Genomic DNA, 17,724 nt, shown 5'->3' with positions numbered 1-17,724 from the left:
ATGTGTAATTACTGCTAACGTCCCGCCGGCTTTAAGCAGTTGGGGATTAATATTCCCAAAACTAAGGATTTAAGACTAAGTTTACAAATACAAAACCAACATTATTTTTTGCCCCAAAACCCCAATTGCTTAAAACCGCTGTTATGCACAGTGTTTTTTATTTAATTATTACAGTTTTTTTCAATTTCTGCTTTAGCAAGTTTTTCACCGAGTTTTTCAGATTTATAGAAATTTTCACAAGCTAATTTCTTTTGTCCTCTCAGTAAGTAAATTTGTCCAATCCAATAATAACTTTCTGCTGTTTTATAATTTTGTTGAATACAGGCTTGAAAGTCAAAATTTGCCTTTTCTAAATCGTTTAAATAAACATTTGAAACTCCTCTTTCGTAATGTATCATTTTTCCAGGAACGTCATATTCATATCCTAATTCTACAAAATTATTTTCGCTTAAGTCTCCATAAAATCTATCACCACCTTTTGTGTCAAATGCTCTATTATAAAACTCTGCGGCTTTTTTATAATCTCCTATTTGTTTAAAATTATTGCCCAAATTAAAAAATGCCATCGTATTTTTTGGGTTTAATTCAATAACTTTTTTATAATCTTCAATTGCTTTTTCATATTCACCCAATGCTGATTTATCGACACCACGATTGATATATGCGTCAACAAACTTTTTATCTTTTAATATTGCTTTGTCAAGCAATAAAATGGCTTCTTTATATTTTCCCTCTCCCTCAAGTTTTTCTGCTTCTACAAGATATTCAGGCGCAGTTTTGAAATTGCAACTATAAAGAAATAATGTAATTATAACTATTGTAATTATTGTATGTCTCATTTCGTTTTTTCAACATTGTGCATAACGTTCACCGGCTTGGCCGTCGTTGCGGCAATTTAAGTAAAAATATGTTATGAAATGCGAAGCATGAATAAAAGAAGAAACTCCTTTTATAGTTTAGACCAGCAATGCGGCTAAGCCGCTGTTGTAGGCAGTTTGAATTACTTACCAATATATGCATAAATCATTTTTAAATCGGATTCTTTGAAATTTTTATTTGATAAATCAAGATGGTAATCAATACCGAATTGTTGAGTTTTAGTTTCGTTGATATCGTAGTCTTTGTTATTTAGCCATTTATTAAATACAACTGAATCAACATTTCGCAACGCAGGTCCAGTCATATCTGCATCCAATTTATGACACGCAGTACAAGTATTATTGAAAATCTTTTTCCCTTCACTTGCAGTTTCAGAATTTTTAGTGCCACAAAATTCTAAGTTGGTTTTAGTATCTGCAACTACGTGTTTGGGTTTTTTAGAATGATTGATTAATAGTAAACAAAATATTACGATTGTTAAGCATAAAAATACACAACTAAGAACTATTATTTTGTTAGTTAATTTCCTGAATGCTTTCAAGTTACTGTTTTTTACAAATTGCCTACAACGTCCCGCCGGCTTTAAGAAGTTGGGGATTTTTGTTCCCAAACCATTCCGTTAAGACTGAAGTCAAATATACAAAAAGCTCGTTCCATTAAACACCCAAACCCCAATTTCTTAAAACCGCTGTTAGCTGTAGTAATAATTTTGTTTATTTACTTGGCGGAGGAAATTTTATTTGCTCACTAAGATCAATAGGTTTTGGAGGCATAGGTAAACTTAAAGTGTCTTTACTTAATGCAAACTTTTCAAAGTCTTTTTGACTTTTTTTAATATTTACAGAATCAAGATTTACATAATTCTTTTTGTCATAGTTTGCAGAAATTACGTTTTGAATTTTTACAAATGAAGAATATTTCAAATCTGTTTCATCTTTTTGATAAGTGAAAGTTAAGACCTTATTGTTTTTATATTTTGCTTTTACTCTTATTGTTGGGCCATCATAAAAATCCAATGTGTTTGTGTCTATTTTTGTTTCGTAATATTTATCACTTCTAGACTTATTAGTTTTTGCTATTTCCAAGATTATTTTAGAATCGATATTAGATTTTAAATAGACATATTTTGGCTCAAAAGGTTTTATTCTTTTAATGGTTTCTACATTTCCAATTGCATCGATTTTTGAATATTCATCAAGGTCAATGAATAACTTTTTACTTCCATCATAGTTATAGTAATATGACATAACCTCAATACTTTCTAACTCATTTTCTTTTTGAGAACAACCAAATATTAATATTGCTAAAAAAAGGCTTAGTCTCTTCATTTCGTTACGTTTTGAGATTATTACAGCTAACGTCCCGCCGGCTTTATGTCAGTGGCGGATTTTTGTTACTGATGTTTACAAATATACCTAAAAGTAGAGAAGAAGAAACATCTTTTTAAAGAAGAAATGCAAGCACCAACCTTTACCGACACACACACAAAACCGCCATTGCATAAAACCGCTGTTAGCGGTAGTGCTTTTACTTCTTGATTTTTATTTTTAAATTTTAAGGAAAAGTATTAAAAACATTATCAGAAAAGTAGACATAAAATAAATAAAAAATGCTTTTTTATTATTGTATGATTCATGTAGTTTTATTAGCATTTTGTATTTTTCATTTCGATAAACAACATAATAGTTTAAACACATTATTGGTAGAACAAAATATATAGCGAAATTTAAAAGAAAATTATAAGGTTTCGTATGAGATATTTTGAGAACTAAGAAACCTAATGAATTTGGTAATATATGGTTGTTTATAATAAGATATAGAAGTAATAGATAAACTGAAGTTGCTACAGCAAAATAAAAGTTAGATGCAAACTTCCAGATGTCACTCATAGGACCATTATTTTTTGCAGTATATATTGAACTAATTAATATTTTGAAATACATTTTTACCATCTCGTTTTTTGCATTACCGCTAACGTCCCGTGGCTTCGCGCAGTTGGGGATTAGTTCTCCCAAAACTAACAATTTAAGATTAAGTTTACAAATACAAAACCAACATTATTTTTAGCCTTAAAGCCCCAATTGCTCGAAACCACTGTTGTGCGATCGGTTTATTTCAGTTTCCTTTTCTTTGGGTTTTGACGATTAGAAAAAAAAGAAAGTATTTCGACTTGGTCATTATTAAATCTATAGTACAATGAATTGTGTGATAGAATAACGGCTCTGCGAATATTGTTCTTGATTTCAGACTTTTGAAACAAGTCTGGATTTTGAGATATTAAACTAAGAGTTTCTTCAAGTTTTGAAGCCAGATTTTTTAATTCTTTTTCCGTCCAGTTTTCTTCAAGATATTCTATAGTAGATCCTAATTCTTTAAGAGCAAAATCAGTCCAAAGAATTTTATAACCATTTTTCATAAAGTTTTCTGGCGTTTGTGTGTGGATTTAATTTTCCTGCTTCAGCATCTTGTAATCCTTTCTCAATGGATTGTTTTTCACTTTCAGAAATCGAATTCCACCAATCCTTGCTTTCACGTTTTCTCAATTCCATAATTTTTTCAATTATAGAGGAATCTTCTATAGTAGAAAGCCATTGGATTAATTCCAGTTTTTTATTTTGTATGTTTAATTCAATATTCATAATCCAAAAGATTTATTAAATCAAAAGTACAAATATATTCTGAATGTGCTTTATACGTTTCGTTAAAAAAACTGTCGCACAACGTCCCGACGGCTTTGTGAAGTGGCGGTTTTTTTATTACTGACGTTTACAAATATACCGAAAAATTCAAAGAGAAAATGACGAAACAAAGTGAAGATTTTAAATCCCGATCGTCCCATTAAACACCAAGCCCCGCCATTTCTTAAAACCGCTGTTAGCAGTAGTTTTTTTAATTTTCCCAAAGTTTATCAAATAATTGTGGGCAAATTCTTCTCATGCTTTCTGGTTCTTCCTCTTCCCAATTAAAATTAATTTGAGGATAATTTCCTTCATTGGTTTTAAAATTGTCGTTGTCGATATAATCATAAAGATCTTTACCAGTTTTACGATTAAATGCTTCTAGAGCAACATACCAAAAACCTTCAAAATCATAATATTCCATGTCACCATTGACTTCTGAAATTAAGCTGTCTGGATTTTCTTTTGCTTTGTAATAAGTTTCTTTGCCTCTTGAAATTACCCAGTTTCTAAAATACTCAAAAGAATCATCTGAGCAGCCACCATTCATTATATAACCAGCACACCATATTTCAGAATTATATGTGTCATAAAGTAATTTATCGGTTCTCAATCGAAATCCTATTATTTCTTTTGGAGTTAACTTTTCAATTTCATTAATGAGGGATTGCTCTTGATCGTCTTGATTATCAGTTTTTTTTAGAGAAGTTGTTATGATGTTCCAATAAATATTTTCGTCAAGCATTTCGGCAGATTTAGATAATTGTGATTTGTCAAAATTTCTTGTTGTTACTCTTTTTCCAAAAAGTTTGTCAAATATTCCCATGTCAATGTTTTTTGAATTTGTATTGCTTTAAAAAAGTGATTGCAATTAACGTTGTCTTTATAAAATTACTGCTAACGTCCCGGGGCTTTGTGAAGGCTGGGATGATTTGTTACTGATGCTTACAAATGTACCGAAAAGATTGAAAGAAAAATTTTGAATAGAAGAAAAAAGTGCAAACACTAACCTTTGCTGAACAACCTCAAGCCCAGCTTTCACAAAACCCTTGTTAGCGGTTGTTTCTTTATTTAAAAAGTATAAATTTTTTCATTAAATCATTAAAGTCAGAATTTTGATTTGGATTATTTTTAAAATACATTGTTAGAATCAAAGGTTGATTGTTGACAATACCATACGCAACTATTTCGTAGTGAAATTTCTCATTGTTATTGATTTTAACACCATGCTTTAAATAATATTTTTTCCCAGTTAATTTTCCTCCGCTTGATATGAAATTTACTTTTTCAAGTATTTTCACATCTGTGTCTCCTTCAGTTCTTTCAAAAAAAATTTGATAGTTTTCTTTGAGTGTTTTTTCGGTTAGATATTTCCATCTTGCTTTGAAAATATTACTGCTAATTTCAAATTCAGAATCAGATTCATAATTTTGAGGAACTCCTATGTCTAAATTTGCATACGAAACTTTTTTAAAGTTATTCTGAGCAAATATTTGAGCGCAAAAAAAGAAAAATATAGCTGTTAAGAATTTGATTTTCATACACTTTTGAATATTTTGAGTTTCGTTTTTGTGAAATTACCGCTAACGTCCCGCCGGCTTTGTGTCAGGCGGGGATTTTTGTTACTGACGTTTACAAATATACCGAAAAGTTTAAAAGAAAAACGTTCAGTAAAAGAAGAAATGCAAACACCAAGCCTTTACAAATAAATCCCAAAACCCCCGCTTGCACAAAACCGCTGTTATGGGCTGGTTCTTTTTATTTTATCCTCCAATAAGTTAATTATTTTTCGATAAGAATCCTCTCCAATTTCGTCTTTTCCAATTACGTAAGATAATTGATTCCCTACGTTTAAATCGAGGAATATATTGTCTTCAATTATTCGGTATGATTTAAATGCATCCCAATTAATTTTCGAATCATATTTATAATCTTTGTATCTGAAATATTCATCATTAAATTCCCAAACTGAATTTTCGTTAGATTCTATTTGTCCTTTAATTTCATCACTAACAATTTTTTGAAAATCCTTTTTACTTTTTTGATATGTAGCGTTTATTTTGTAAAATTGAATGAAACCATATATTCCAAATATTATAAATACATAACCTACATTTCCCTTTCCATAAATTGCTAAAGCTCCAAAAAGGAATAATCCAATTGAGAAAAATAAATTGTTTTTACTTTTCCTCAAAATTTTGTTCCACTGTAAGTCTAATTGCAGATTAGTTTGTCTTTTGTAAATATCTACATTGAATGGAATTTCTAATGTCATTTGGCTTATTTAGTATCTATTTTACGCTCGTTTTGTGAACTTGCCCATAACGTTCCGCGGCTTGGCGCAGTAGCGACTGCGTGAAACGTTTATTTTCTTGCTAAGATAAGATTTTCCAGCGGAAAATCGAATGTTGTTATTTATTGATTAGTAGCTATTGCGCCAAACCGCTGTTATAAGCTGGCCTAAATTATTTCAGTAAGTAACTTTTCTTTAACGTTTTGAACTTCATTTTTAGAAACTTGTACGAAATGAATTTCTTTGCTATAATTTTTTAGTTCATCAAAAATTATTTCAATATCGTTTCTTAACTTCCATAACAAGAATATTTGATTTTCTTTTTCAAAAGAATAAATTTCAAAATCATCAGTAAATGTTGAACCAAGAACGATGTATTCAGAACGTTTTTCGTTAGTTGATTTTATTAAATCAAATATTTCTTCTTTGTCTTTTTCGATAATATTTATCTCAATTGATTGCGAATTAATAATTTCATCAAGCAATCCAATTAAATATCCATTTAAAAAGATTAGGTCTTCTTTTGTTCCTAAAAACATATTTTGAATCCATAATTTTCCATAACCCATTTTCGGATTATTTTCGTTTTTATAAAATTCTAAAGCGAAAACATCTTTATTTCCGATTATCATATGCGCGATTTTTGAGGCTTGCTTATAACGTCCCGCCGGCTTTAAGAAGTTGGGGATTTTTGTTCCCGAACCATTCCATTAAGACTGAAGTCAAATATACAAAAAGCTCGTCCCATTAAACACCCAAACCCCAATTTCTTAAAACCGCTGTTAGCTACAGCCTTTTTCGATTATTTTTTCAATTCCAAAAAATGAAGAGTATGAAATTCCAAATACAATTAAATGCATAATTGTATCTCCAAATAAATTTGCCGGTAAAACACTTGAAATAAGCAATCCAAGAAACGATGATAGAATTGAAATTACAAATCCAATAAGACCATATAATGCTCTCATTTTTTTACTTATTGTAATGTAAAATAAAACGCTTAGAATGATAACTGATTCTAGTCTTTTAAAATAACCACCATCTTTTCCTGCGTGATAACTTATATCAGTTCTTATCTTGTAATTTAAGAAGAATATTATCAATACAGAAATTGTAATGAATATGAAAAGTTTAGTTTTTCTGCTCAATAGTTTTAATTTTTAGTCAACCTAGTTTTAGGACGACAGTTTTTTCTAAGGTTGTAGCTAACGTTCCGCGGCTTGGCGCAGTAGCGGCTGCGTGAAACGTATTATTTCTTGCTAAGATAAGATTTTCCAGCGGAAAATCGAACGTGATATTAATTGTAAATTAGCTATTGCGCCAAACCGCTGTTACAAGCAGTCATAATTTAATAATTATGTTTATCTATTAAATAAGGTTTAAAATCAAAACCATTTTTATCTTTAAATACTGTCTTTGAAATTGGTATTATTATTTTGGAAGCTTCTCTTTCTTTTCTTTGTTCAAACAATATTACTGGATTTGCAATTAAATTTGCAGGAATTTTAAAATGATATAAACTACAATCATTCGAATCATTTAAAATGATATTCATTTCTGAATCAAATTTTGTATTATTAGGTTCTAACCACCAAACATTAACTGAATTATTTTGGTTTGAAAAAATTGAGTTTTGATTATTTAAGGAAAGATTGCTTTTATCGTTAATAAGTTGAATAGCTAAACTTTTATTTATTTTCGAACTGTTTAGTAAATTATCAATGATTTCAATTTCTTTTTCTTCAATGGATTGTTCATCATTATTTTCATCAACCGATGACAACACCGAATTTTTACTATCATATTCTCTATGGCAATCTTTACAAAGAATTCGAATTGTGTTTTCAATTGGTTCATGTGCTTCTACAAAAATATCTTCAAATTCTTGTAAATCTATTCTAATGGTTTTGTTGTTATCAATAAAATAATTATTTAAAATATTGAAAATCAATATAGGTCTTTCTTTTCCTTTGATATGTGCTGCGTCTAATTTTTTTGTTCTAGAATTGCATTCTTCGCATTTCCCAGTTTTTTTTCGATGTTTTCTTGAAATGTATTGGACTTTATTTCTTGAATATCCACCAATAAACTTTATAAACTCTTTTGTTGTTCCTTCAAAAATTGCCATATAATAAACTTATAATTTTTTAATTTAATATTGAAGATATGCCTTGAATAAAAATACTGATTATAAAAAGAATAAAATAAATAAATAATCCTTTTTTCCACCAATTATCACAGTGTGTCCAAGTTCTCATAAAATAGTATTCAAATTTATTTCCACCATTTTCAAAATTCGTTTTTAAAACATTTAATTTTTCAGCCTTTAGTTTTTGTTTATTTACTAAAAGTTGATTTTGATGTTCAATTTCTTTTTGTTTTTTGAAATATTCTAATTCAATTTTTTCCTTTTCTTGGTTTAAATCGAATTCGTTTTTTTCTTCATTATTATCATCACTTAATAGTAAACCGCCAACTGCTAATGCTGCTCCTTTTGCAATATTTTTTGTTGAGGATGATTTTTCTGAATCTTTTGTGTTTTTTGAATTGGAAGTTGTTTCTTTTTTTGTGTTTTTTTCAGATGCTGATTTTATAGGTACAACATTAACACCAATATTTTTTGGATTTATTTGTACTCCTGGATAATGTTTGTTGACAAAAGCCTCTATCACTTGGTATCGATTACCTCCTGTAAATTCTTTAGCCATTGAAGTGTCCATTTCTACAGTTTTGTTAATTACTTTTGGGCCATTTAATTGTCCTGTACCTTTAATCGTAACTTTTGATTGACTCATGTTGTTTTTCTTGTTAAAGTTTCTGTTGGCGAATGATTGCTTGTAACGTTTCGCGGCTTGGCGCAGTAGCGGCTAATTTACGAAAAAAGTTCTTATGAAAACGCCAAGTTGAAAATCCAGCGGATTTTCAACCGAAGAAGAGTAGAGCTATTGTGCCAAACCGTTGTTATGCACAGGTATAATTTCCAGTAAACTTTATGTTAATCTTTTCATTAGTTCAGTAATCGTTGCAAATAATCCTATTAATAGAATAACAAGAATACCATATAATCTGAAGTCAGTAAAGAATCCGTAATAATTTTCACGATTTTTTTCAGCACTTTTTTTATTAAATATTATCCATCTTGTTACCAGAAAAAATAGAATTAAAGATAGTAACACATAAAACACTAACGTTTTTGTACTTTCATCTTGAATGTATGTAAGTGGTAGAATCAAAGAAAAACATTTTTTATTTACACAGTCTTTTCACTTGTGCATAACGTCCCGCCGGCTTTGTGAAGTGGCGGTTTTTTGTTACTGATGTTTACAAATATACCGAAAAGTTAGAGAGAAAAAACTTATTTCGGAGAAAGAAAAATATTCACTGACCATTACAAATAAATCCCTAAACCCGCCATTTCACAAAACCGCTGTTAGCAGTTGTTTTTACCAAAACTTCCACCATTTTTTCTCACTTATAATATTTTCTTTCTCTTTGTTGATTTTTGAATATAGGGAATCAAATTTAGATGCAATTTCTAAATATTCATCACCCCAACCATTTGATATAGATAATTCTTGATAAGTGCAAGTTGGTAAAAATTCCTCTTTAACTTTTTCTAATGTTTCGTAATCACAAAGTTCGATTTTTTCAATATCATGAATTATTTTGGCTTTTAATGTTTCTGGGTTATCAAATCTTGTCCAAACAATATCGGTTTCTGAATTTAGCTTGTCTTTTATGATTCTCAAAAGTTTGGATACTTTTTTAAAACTTTCATAATCAAATATTTTTGACATAAAAACTTCGTAAGTCTCTTCGTCGCAAACTTCTTTTAAATCTCTCAAACTATTTATGGAATATTCTTTAGAGCAAAGTTTTTCATTAATAAGTTTTATGTCTTGAAGTTTATTTGTGATGACGCTCCAAATGATATCAATTTGATTTTCAAAAACTTCAATTTCTGACTTTTCGTTTACTCTTAATAAACCATCAACATCACCGTTATATTTTTCGTAAATGATTAATTGTCTTTTATTTATAACGTCTTTCATAAAATAACTGCTAACGTTTTTCGGCTTGAAACAGTGGCAAATTTTTGTCACCGCCGAAAACAAATATACCGAAAATTTTGAAAGAAAAAGCTTCAAATCGAAGATTGAAAATTATTCACAAAAGTTTGCCGATAAATCCCGAACGTTGCCATTGTTTTAAACCGGTGTTATAATGGGTTGCGACACACAAAATTGGCACACATAGTAACCACAATATTTATACATTCCGATTGCGTAATGTTTTTCAGTTCTCATTTTTGCGTTTTGGTTTTCGCATTATTTCCACGAAGTTATTGCGGTGTAAATTTTCGCAAAGTAATTCTACAAAGTAATTCTACAAAGTAATTCTACAAAGTAATTCCACGTAGAATTTTCAGAGATATTTTCGTTTAGATTTTCCGTAAAATTATTCCATAAAGTTTTTTGAAAATTTTAAACCAAAACCTTTTAGCGTCCGGTTTCGGTTCGCACGGGGAGCCATCCATTATAACGTCCCGCCGGCTTTGTGAAGTGGCAGTTCTTTGTTACTGATGTTTACAAATATACCGAAAAGTTAGAGAGAAAAAACTTATTTCGGAGAAAGAAAAATATTCACTGACCATTACAAATAAATCCCTAAACCCGCCATTTCACAAAACCGCTGTTAACGGCTGGTTTTATATTTTTAAAGATTTTCAAATTAATTTTTTACGATAGATTTAATCGTTCCTTTTTGCTTAAAGTTTATCAATTTTTCATAATCTAATTCTTGAAAATTGAGTTCAGTTTTTGGCCTAAAAACTTCGTATTTATTTTCTTTACCGTTTATATAAATTAAATCATGTAAATCTAAAGTGTCTTTTTGTTGAGTTATTACATCCGCTCTTTTCCAATTCTTTGTTATGATACCAATTTTTTTGGTTTCATTGTTAATTATTAAATCACCGCTTTGAGATTCAAAATAAATTTCTTGAAGGTCGCCATAATGGTCTTCAATTTCCATTAAGTAAAGTCCCCAACCAATAAAACCAAAAAAGACAACTACAGTTATTAATATACTAATTATTATTTTCTTCATTTGGTTACGATTTTTTCTACGGTTTTTTTGGCGCAAACTTGCCGTTAACGTCCCGCCGGCTTTGTGTCAGGCGAGGATTTTTATTACTGATGCTTACAAATATACCGAAAAGTTTTAAAGGAAAAAGCCCAAAAAAAAGAAGAAAATACAAACACCAAGCCTTTACCGATAAATCCCAAAACCTCGCTTGCACAAAACCGCTGTTAGGCGCTGTTATTATTTTATTGCAAATTTTTTCCCTTGATATTCTATATTCAACATTTTAAAACTCTCGATATCTATTTTTTCAGATTCTAAAAAGTTAAGAAGATTTACTATTTTTTCTTTGCCAAATATTCTATAGTTTGTTAGGATTGCTTTCTCAATTTTTCCCTCCTTTTGATAATAAACGTAAATTAAGATTTCTCTACTTCTTCCCATCCCAACTATTTCGCATTTTATTTTATTAAAATTTGAAAAATCAATTTTTTTAGGAATTAGAAAAGGAGATAAGATATGTAGTTTATCATCAATACAAATAACATGATTGATTTTACGTAAAAGAAATAAAATAATTAGTATTCCTATTATTGAAAAAGGAAAATCTAGGAGGAAAAATAAAAATCCTAGTATCAATCCCGCAAATATTATGAAGGAAAATAATATAATCGATTGATTATCAAAATAAATTTTATGTTTTACTTTCATTAGTTTCCATTTCGTCAAGTCCAATAGCGCCTAACGTCCCGGGGCTTTATGCCGGTGGGGATTTTTATTACTGATGTTTACAAATATACCGAAAAGTTTGAAAGAAAAAACCTCACTTCGGAGAAGAAAATGCAAACACTGACCTTTCCAAATATATCCTAAACCCCACTTGCATAAAACCCCTGTTAGCAGTGGTTTTTGATTTTAACTCCAACTCATTTTAATTGAAACATTATTTCCTTCGATTTTTACTGTACCTCCAAATGACTCATTTTCTCCTGGATATACATCATAAATCTTATTTTTTCTACGAAGTTTTGGGATATTACTTTTTAATCTCTTGCTATTTGCTATCCAATTTTCAACTTCATTTTTGTTTGTTGAAAATTCAATAATAAAAGTACGAGTAAAAAGGGTTCCTTCTTTTTGAACTTTTAAATTTTCTATGTTATTTGGTAGTTTTGCTAATCCACCCCAATTTAGTGTTGTTTGAATTGCATCTTCCTTTTGCCAAGGAAAAACATAGCTTGAGAAATAATTTAAATAAACAAAAATCATCAAAAGGAATAAGATGGGACTTATTATTTTAATTGTGTTTTTCATAAATGTTTTACTAATCTATTAATTAGTTCGGCAGCAAAAAATAGTAATGCAATTATTCCCATTGCATAAACTCTCCAAGAATACATTTTAGAAATAGAATCATTGTTATCATAATTCCTTTTAGGGCTTTTTATCTCTTTAGTGTCTGATTTGTAAAATAGAAATAATACAATAAGAATTACTGCTAAAAAGAATAATAAAGTTGTTGTTTCAGTTTCTTGAATTGTTTTCATGGGCCGTTAAGTCAAATACCGCCTTGTTTTTTTAAAATCACTGCTAACGTCCCGCCGGCTTTATAAAGTGGCGGAAATTTTGTTACTGATGTTTACAAATATAACTGAAAAGTTTAAAGAGAAAAAGTAAAATTGAAGCAAAGATTTTAAAGCTGGATCGTTCCATTAAGCACTAAACCAGCCATTTTATAAAACCGCTGTTGGCAGTAGTGCTTATGAGCTTAATAGTATTCAATTTCTCTAATCCATTTATATAAATCAATTCCATCCACTGTTTTTATGATTTCAATCCAATTATTGTAGTTATCATATTTGTATTTATATAAAATGGTGTACTTTTTTAGATATTTATTGTTATTTTCATTATATTCTTCTTGACTAAAATTCAATTTGGCAATCTTATCCTTTTTATAGGTGTATTCCAATATTGTTGAAGCTTTTGAAATATCCTTGTCAAAGGAATATCTTTTAATTAATCGATTACTTTTATCATATATGTAATTGATGTATACTTCTTTCAATTTTTTTCTATCGCTTATAAAAGATATTTCAGTTTTTAGATTATTTCCGTCATATTCGAATTGTTTGTTTTTATATTGTTCTTTACTGATTTCATTGTCGAAAAAAGGACTAGAAGTATAAATTCCAATAAGCCTATTTTTTATATCATATTCATAAATTTTTTTTCTTGACTCATACCTGACACTATTTGTCTCTGACGACCACTTTCTACGTTTGGATATATAATTGTCTAGTTTTCCGATATCATTATATTTGAAAATCGTGTCCAAAATTATTCCCTCATCATTGTATTGTTGGGATTTTACTTTTTTCCCTTTTACATATTCGATAGTATACATCGTGAAAAAATTATAGTCAAGATGAATAATATTTTTCTTAAGAAAATCGCTGTTTTCCCATTGTTCATAATAATGTTTTTTTGTTACAGCAATATTTTCTATCATAGATGAATCAATCATAGTGTTTATTCTCCCTTTTTTGTCATATGTATATCTATACGAGTTGAAAGGAACATCATTTTTTCCATACCAAATATCTTTTGCTATCTTGCCATCTTTGTTAAAGTGTCTTTCATAATTAATGTAATAGCAAAGATGGTCTGAATACCAATAACTATTAAATATTGAGATGGTTTTTTCAGGCCCTTGAAACCCCATATGACCATAATCACTTTCATAAATTATTTGAGGGTTTTCTTTTTTTGTTAGAAAAATTACTTTTTCTCTTATTTTTTTAATACTTCCAAAAAGTGAATCTTTAGGAAGTTTTTGTGAAAAACCTATTAAAGGAATTGTTATAATTATAAGTAATATTACTCGAAATCTCATTAGGTATAGTTTTTCGCATTACTGCCAACGTCCCGCCGGCTTTGTGTCAGGTGAGGATTTTTATTACTGATGTTTACAAATATACCGAAAAGTTTGAAAGAAAAAATCTCACTTCGAAGAAGAAAATGCAAACACTGACCATTACCGATAAATCCCTAAAACCCCACTTGCACAAAACCGCTGTTGGCTGTAGTGCTTTAATTTAGTAATATTCAATTTCTCTAACCCATTTATACAGTTTTACGCCGTTTACTGTTTTTAATATTTCTGTCCAGTTATTATTGTGGTCGTATTTGTATGAATATGAAACTTTATAATTGACCCTTTTTGGTTTTTCAGATGGCTCTATGTGACTGTAATTCAATCGGGTTATTTTATCATTTGTGTATGTGTATTTTTCAATTATTCCAGCCTTTGAAATGTCTTTATTACAACAATATTTTTCAGTTAATCTCCCATATTTATCATATCTATAATTATAATAAGTGGTAAACTGATCATCATCTTTTTTGCCTGTAATTTGTGTAATTAAATGATCATCTTTGTAAATGTTGGTTATTACACGTCCAGGAACAATATTGTTTGTATATTCTTGAATTTCAAACTCTTTCTTTTTTATAAGCCTTCCTTTCTCATCATAATCAAATTCCATATTCTTATAAGGTTGACCAACAGAATCATGAACGCCTAGTGACCAAGAGTTACCTTCCAGTTTTTTCCATGTACTTGGGTTCTTACAGATTTTGTATGCTATTTTTCCTTTGTCATTGTAGTGATTGATATATTCATCAACAAACCCATTCTCATCGAAACTTTTTGAACGAATTACTTTTCCGTTTTTATATTTATTATAATAATGAGAAAAGTAATTAGTTTGAATATTCTCAGAAATAATGTTTTCATCAACATATTCACCATATTCGTTGAAATAATGATTCTTTGTGTAAATTGAATGAGCAGTTGAATCAATAGAGCTAATCAATCTATTTTTTTTGTCATAAAGATATCTGTAAGAATGTATAAAGTTATCTTTTTTACCGAACCAAATCTCATTAGTTATTTTTCTGTTTTCATCATAGTGTCTTTCATAATTTATGTAGTAACAAAGGTTAGAACTATACCACATATTGAAAAATTTTGATATTGTTGATTCTGGCCCCATAAATCCTGAATGGCCATAATCGTTATTGTAAAGAAATTGAGGATTTTCTTTTTCAGTTAAAAAAATGACATTTTCACGTATTTTTTTTACATGGCCTAAAAGGGAATCTTTAGGTAAATTTTGAGAAGTAACTATTGATGGAATTACTATGAGTAATAAACTTAAAAATTTAATAATGTTTTCCATTTAAGGTCTGTTTTTTTAGCATTACAGCCAACGTCCCACGGCTTTATGAAGTGGCGGGTTTTTTATTATTGTTGCTTACAAATATACCGAAAAGTTGAAAGAAAAAAGCTCAATTTAATACAGAAAAGTACAAACACTTACCATTACAAAAAATCACCAAGCCCCCGACATTTCATAAAACCGTTGTTAGCCGTAGTTTTTTAATTATTTCACATTGAATTTTTGTTCTAAATAAGTTTTTGTTTCATAAAAAATAATTGGCTTCTTATTTCCAGTCAAAGTATCGTTAGGATTTTTTGGATATCTTTCTAAAACAAAACCTCTAATTATTTTTGGCCCATTTTTTCCAAAAACTATTGGAAATCTACCATTTTTTACAATTATAGTATCATATTTCACTTTTTCCACATTACTAAAATCTGATTTAACTTTATCAGATAGACAGAGCAAAATTTGGCTATTTTTATTTATTCTTGGATAATAATTTAATACAGCATCATATGTTTTTTCTTTTTCAGTTTTTTTAAAATCAATAGTAGCAAAACCATGTTCTAAATCCTTTTCATTATTTAGATTTTCTACTTCATCAATTGTTGAATTTGTTTTTTTAGTTTTTGTGTTACAATTTTGTAGTGTTAGAACTAAAATGGCGTAAACAAAAAAGTTAAGGAGAATCTTTATCATAATTTAATTGCTTAAATAAGTTTTACATGGCGTTAATATTTCGCGTTTTTTTCAAAATTACGGCTAACGTCCCGCCGGCTTTATGAAGGCGGGGATTTTTGTTACTGATGTTTACAAATATACCGAAAAGTTTGAAAGAAAAAACCTCACTTCGGAGAAGAAAATGCAAACACCAAGCCTTTACCGATAAATTCCAAAACCCTCGCTTGCACAAAACCGCTGTTGTACACAGTGTTTCTCTAGCAACATTATTTTTATTCTATAGAATCTAACTCATAGATTCTCTCTTTTAACATTCCTTCTTGTCCAAATTCTTCTAAAGTTCCATCTAAATCCATCCACATATTAGTTATAGGATTACTGTCTAAATTTGTCCCAACCCAAGTAAAAACGCCATTAAGATCATAGATGTTATCGTTATTCTCAAGTGTAAAATTACAAGTAACCGCTATGCCACTTCTTACTAAAATTACATTATCATTATTTTCAGATTTTCTGCTTCCAGTAAGCCATTGAGGGTTACTTGTTATCTCAAAACTAAGCATTTTAGTATTTGGAGATTGTTTGATAAACATCTCCTCAATGGTAGAAGTTATCTCTTCAAACGGTTCGTCAGAAAACCATTCTAACATATGTTTAGTTTCTATTAATTTTTCAAAATTTGTTTTCATTTGTTAATCTTATTTTAGGATTTTGTTGGTCCAACATTGTGTACAACGTCCCGCCGGCTTTGTGTCAGGCGGGGATTTTTATTACTGATGCTTACAAATATACCGAAAAGTTTGAAAGAAAAAAGCTCAAAAATAGGAGAGGTGTGCAAACACCAGCTCTTCCCGATACACACCCAAGCCCCGCTTTCACAAAACCGCTGTTAGTGGTAGTTTTTATTATTTGCAATATTTTTTAATTAGTTCATTTGGGTCTTCAATGTTGTATGTTTCTTTCCATTCTGTTTTATACACATAACCCTTTTGGATTGCAATATTCCAAAATTCACATGCTTTTTCAATGTTTCCTATTTGAAAATATGAATTTGCCATATTGTTATATGAGTATTTGTCAGTATCAAAATTTTCATCAAATGATTTACCAAGATTTATGTTTAATGCTTTTTCAAAATCTAGAATTGCATTTTGATAGTCTTTTAAATAAAACTTGCAAAGGCCTCTATTGTTATAAGACACTTTATCTACTGAATCTAAAGATATAGCATTATTAAAATCTAAAATTGCATCTTCATACATTCCTAATTTTAGTTTAATTTCACCACGATTAATATATGCACTAGTGTATTTTGGGTCTAATTTTACAGCTTTATCATAATATAATATTGATAAATCAAATTTTTTCCATTTACTATAAAGTAAACCTAAATTATAGATTATGGTTGATGAATCTTTGTCAAATTCCAAAGCTTTTATATAGCTTTTTTCAGCGAGCTCAAATCTTTGAGTATTTTCAAAAACTATCGCTCGACCCATCCATGCAAGTGAATTTGTTGAATCAATTTTTATTGCTTCATCATGGTTGCTTAATGCTAAATCATAATTTTTCAAGTGAAAATAAGTTGTACCTCTAACTCTAAAATATTTTGAGTTTTTTGAATTTAACTCAATTGCTTTGTTGGAATATTCTAATGCTTCAAATGAAAGTTCTTCTGATAAGGCATTGTGAGTTGTATTATTTAATATTTTGAATGCTTTACTATAATAATATTCGGCTTTAAATTCATTTTCTTTGTTTTGACCGAAGCACAAAGAATTTAATAATATAAATAAATATAATATTCTCATTTTTTAAATTTTAATTAATATTTTCTCAGGTTACGGGAAAATTACCACTAACGTTTTTCGGCTTGAAA

General features: G+C 29.2%; 22 protein-coding genes. All 22 read right to left on the bottom strand.

Going from position 1 to position 17,724, the window contains the following annotated elements; genetic code table 11:
- Positions 1–161: 161 nt before the first annotated feature.
- Positions 162–839 carry a tetratricopeptide repeat protein gene (locus tag ABGT15_RS13035; RefSeq protein WP_367231890.1) on the bottom strand — a complete coding sequence of 226 codons (678 nt, stop codon included), beginning with the start codon at positions 837–839 and terminating at the stop codon, positions 162–164.
- A 161-nt stretch (positions 840–1,000) separates the two neighbouring features.
- A complete protein-coding gene (locus tag ABGT15_RS13030; protein WP_367231889.1) occupies positions 1,001–1,489 on the bottom strand; it encodes a c-type cytochrome in 489 nt (162 codons plus the stop codon).
- A 103-nt stretch (positions 1,490–1,592) separates the two neighbouring features.
- Positions 1,593–2,207: a hypothetical protein gene (locus ABGT15_RS13025; RefSeq protein WP_367231888.1), complete on the bottom strand. Its 615-nt coding sequence runs from the start codon at positions 2,205–2,207 to the stop codon at positions 1,593–1,595.
- 782 nt (positions 2,208–2,989) lie between these two features.
- Complete coding sequence (locus ABGT15_RS13020) at positions 2,990–3,295, bottom strand: type II toxin-antitoxin system RelE/ParE family toxin (protein ID WP_367231887.1); 306 nt, start codon at positions 3,293–3,295, stop codon at positions 2,990–2,992.
- Complete coding sequence (locus tag ABGT15_RS13015; protein WP_023577713.1) at positions 3,279–3,518, bottom strand: hypothetical protein; 240 nt, start codon at positions 3,516–3,518, stop codon at positions 3,279–3,281. Before ABGT15_RS13015 ends, ABGT15_RS13020 begins: the two co-directional genes overlap by 17 nt.
- A 250-nt stretch (positions 3,519–3,768) precedes the next feature.
- The gene (locus ABGT15_RS13010) at positions 3,769–4,383 is read right to left on the bottom strand and encodes a DUF4240 domain-containing protein (protein WP_367231886.1); all 615 of its coding nucleotides are present in this window, start codon (positions 4,381–4,383) and stop codon (positions 3,769–3,771) included.
- Between the two features lie 241 nt (positions 4,384–4,624).
- Positions 4,625–5,098: a hypothetical protein gene (locus tag ABGT15_RS13005; RefSeq protein WP_367231885.1), complete on the bottom strand. Its 474-nt coding sequence runs from the start codon at positions 5,096–5,098 to the stop codon at positions 4,625–4,627.
- Between the two features lie 200 nt (positions 5,099–5,298).
- Positions 5,299–5,832: a hypothetical protein gene (locus tag ABGT15_RS13000; protein ID WP_367231884.1), complete on the bottom strand. Its 534-nt coding sequence runs from the start codon at positions 5,830–5,832 to the stop codon at positions 5,299–5,301.
- Positions 5,833–6,017: 185 nt separating this feature from the next.
- Positions 6,018–6,482 carry a hypothetical protein gene (locus tag ABGT15_RS12995; RefSeq protein WP_367231883.1) on the bottom strand — a complete coding sequence of 155 codons (465 nt, stop codon included), beginning with the start codon at positions 6,480–6,482 and terminating at the stop codon, positions 6,018–6,020.
- A 150-nt stretch (positions 6,483–6,632) separates the two neighbouring features.
- Positions 6,633–6,998: a hypothetical protein gene (locus ABGT15_RS12990; protein ID WP_367231882.1), complete on the bottom strand. Its 366-nt coding sequence runs from the start codon at positions 6,996–6,998 to the stop codon at positions 6,633–6,635.
- 200 nt (positions 6,999–7,198) lie between these two features.
- Positions 7,199–7,978 (bottom strand): hypothetical protein, encoded by a 780-nt coding sequence (locus ABGT15_RS12985; protein ID WP_367231881.1) that lies wholly within the window; start codon positions 7,976–7,978, stop codon positions 7,199–7,201.
- Positions 7,979–7,997: 19 nt separating this feature from the next.
- On the bottom strand, positions 7,998–8,645 hold the full coding sequence (locus tag ABGT15_RS12980; protein ID WP_367231880.1) for a hypothetical protein: 648 nt from the start codon (positions 8,643–8,645) through the stop codon (positions 7,998–8,000).
- Between the two features lie 648 nt (positions 8,646–9,293).
- Entirely contained in the window at positions 9,294–9,902 is a 609-nt protein-coding gene (locus ABGT15_RS12975; RefSeq protein ID WP_367231879.1) for a hypothetical protein, read from the bottom strand.
- 679 nt (positions 9,903–10,581) lie between these two features.
- A complete protein-coding gene (locus ABGT15_RS12970; RefSeq protein WP_367231878.1) occupies positions 10,582–10,959 on the bottom strand; it encodes a hypothetical protein in 378 nt (125 codons plus the stop codon).
- 216 nt (positions 10,960–11,175) lie between these two features.
- The gene (locus ABGT15_RS12965; protein WP_367231877.1) at positions 11,176–11,646 is read right to left on the bottom strand and encodes a hypothetical protein; all 471 of its coding nucleotides are present in this window, start codon (positions 11,644–11,646) and stop codon (positions 11,176–11,178) included.
- A gap of 204 nt (positions 11,647–11,850) precedes the next feature.
- Positions 11,851–12,249, bottom strand: a complete 399-nt coding sequence (locus ABGT15_RS12960; RefSeq protein WP_367231876.1) for a hypothetical protein — start codon at positions 12,247–12,249, stop codon at positions 11,851–11,853.
- On the bottom strand, positions 12,246–12,482 hold the full coding sequence (locus ABGT15_RS12955) for a hypothetical protein (protein WP_367231875.1): 237 nt from the start codon (positions 12,480–12,482) through the stop codon (positions 12,246–12,248). Before ABGT15_RS12955 ends, ABGT15_RS12960 begins: the two co-directional genes overlap by 4 nt.
- A 221-nt stretch (positions 12,483–12,703) precedes the next feature.
- On the bottom strand, positions 12,704–13,831 hold the full coding sequence (locus ABGT15_RS12950; RefSeq protein WP_367231874.1) for a hypothetical protein: 1,128 nt from the start codon (positions 13,829–13,831) through the stop codon (positions 12,704–12,706).
- A gap of 202 nt (positions 13,832–14,033) precedes the next feature.
- On the bottom strand, positions 14,034–15,179 hold the full coding sequence (locus ABGT15_RS12945; protein ID WP_367231873.1) for a hypothetical protein: 1,146 nt from the start codon (positions 15,177–15,179) through the stop codon (positions 14,034–14,036).
- A 204-nt stretch (positions 15,180–15,383) separates the two neighbouring features.
- Complete coding sequence (locus ABGT15_RS12940; RefSeq protein ID WP_367231872.1) at positions 15,384–15,863, bottom strand: hypothetical protein; 480 nt, start codon at positions 15,861–15,863, stop codon at positions 15,384–15,386.
- A 254-nt stretch (positions 15,864–16,117) separates the two neighbouring features.
- Positions 16,118–16,534 (bottom strand): hypothetical protein, encoded by a 417-nt coding sequence (locus tag ABGT15_RS12935; protein ID WP_367231871.1) that lies wholly within the window; start codon positions 16,532–16,534, stop codon positions 16,118–16,120.
- Positions 16,535–16,750: 216 nt separating this feature from the next.
- Positions 16,751–17,656 (bottom strand): tetratricopeptide repeat protein, encoded by a 906-nt coding sequence (locus ABGT15_RS12930; protein ID WP_367231870.1) that lies wholly within the window; start codon positions 17,654–17,656, stop codon positions 16,751–16,753.
- Positions 17,657–17,724 lie beyond the last annotated feature (68 nt).

The organism is Flavobacterium enshiense (genome assembly GCF_040750275.1).
GTDB classification, from domain to species: Bacteria; Bacteroidota; Bacteroidia; order Flavobacteriales; family Flavobacteriaceae; genus Flavobacterium; species Flavobacterium enshiense_B.
This window is presented reverse-complemented; position numbering and strand designations above follow the sequence as displayed.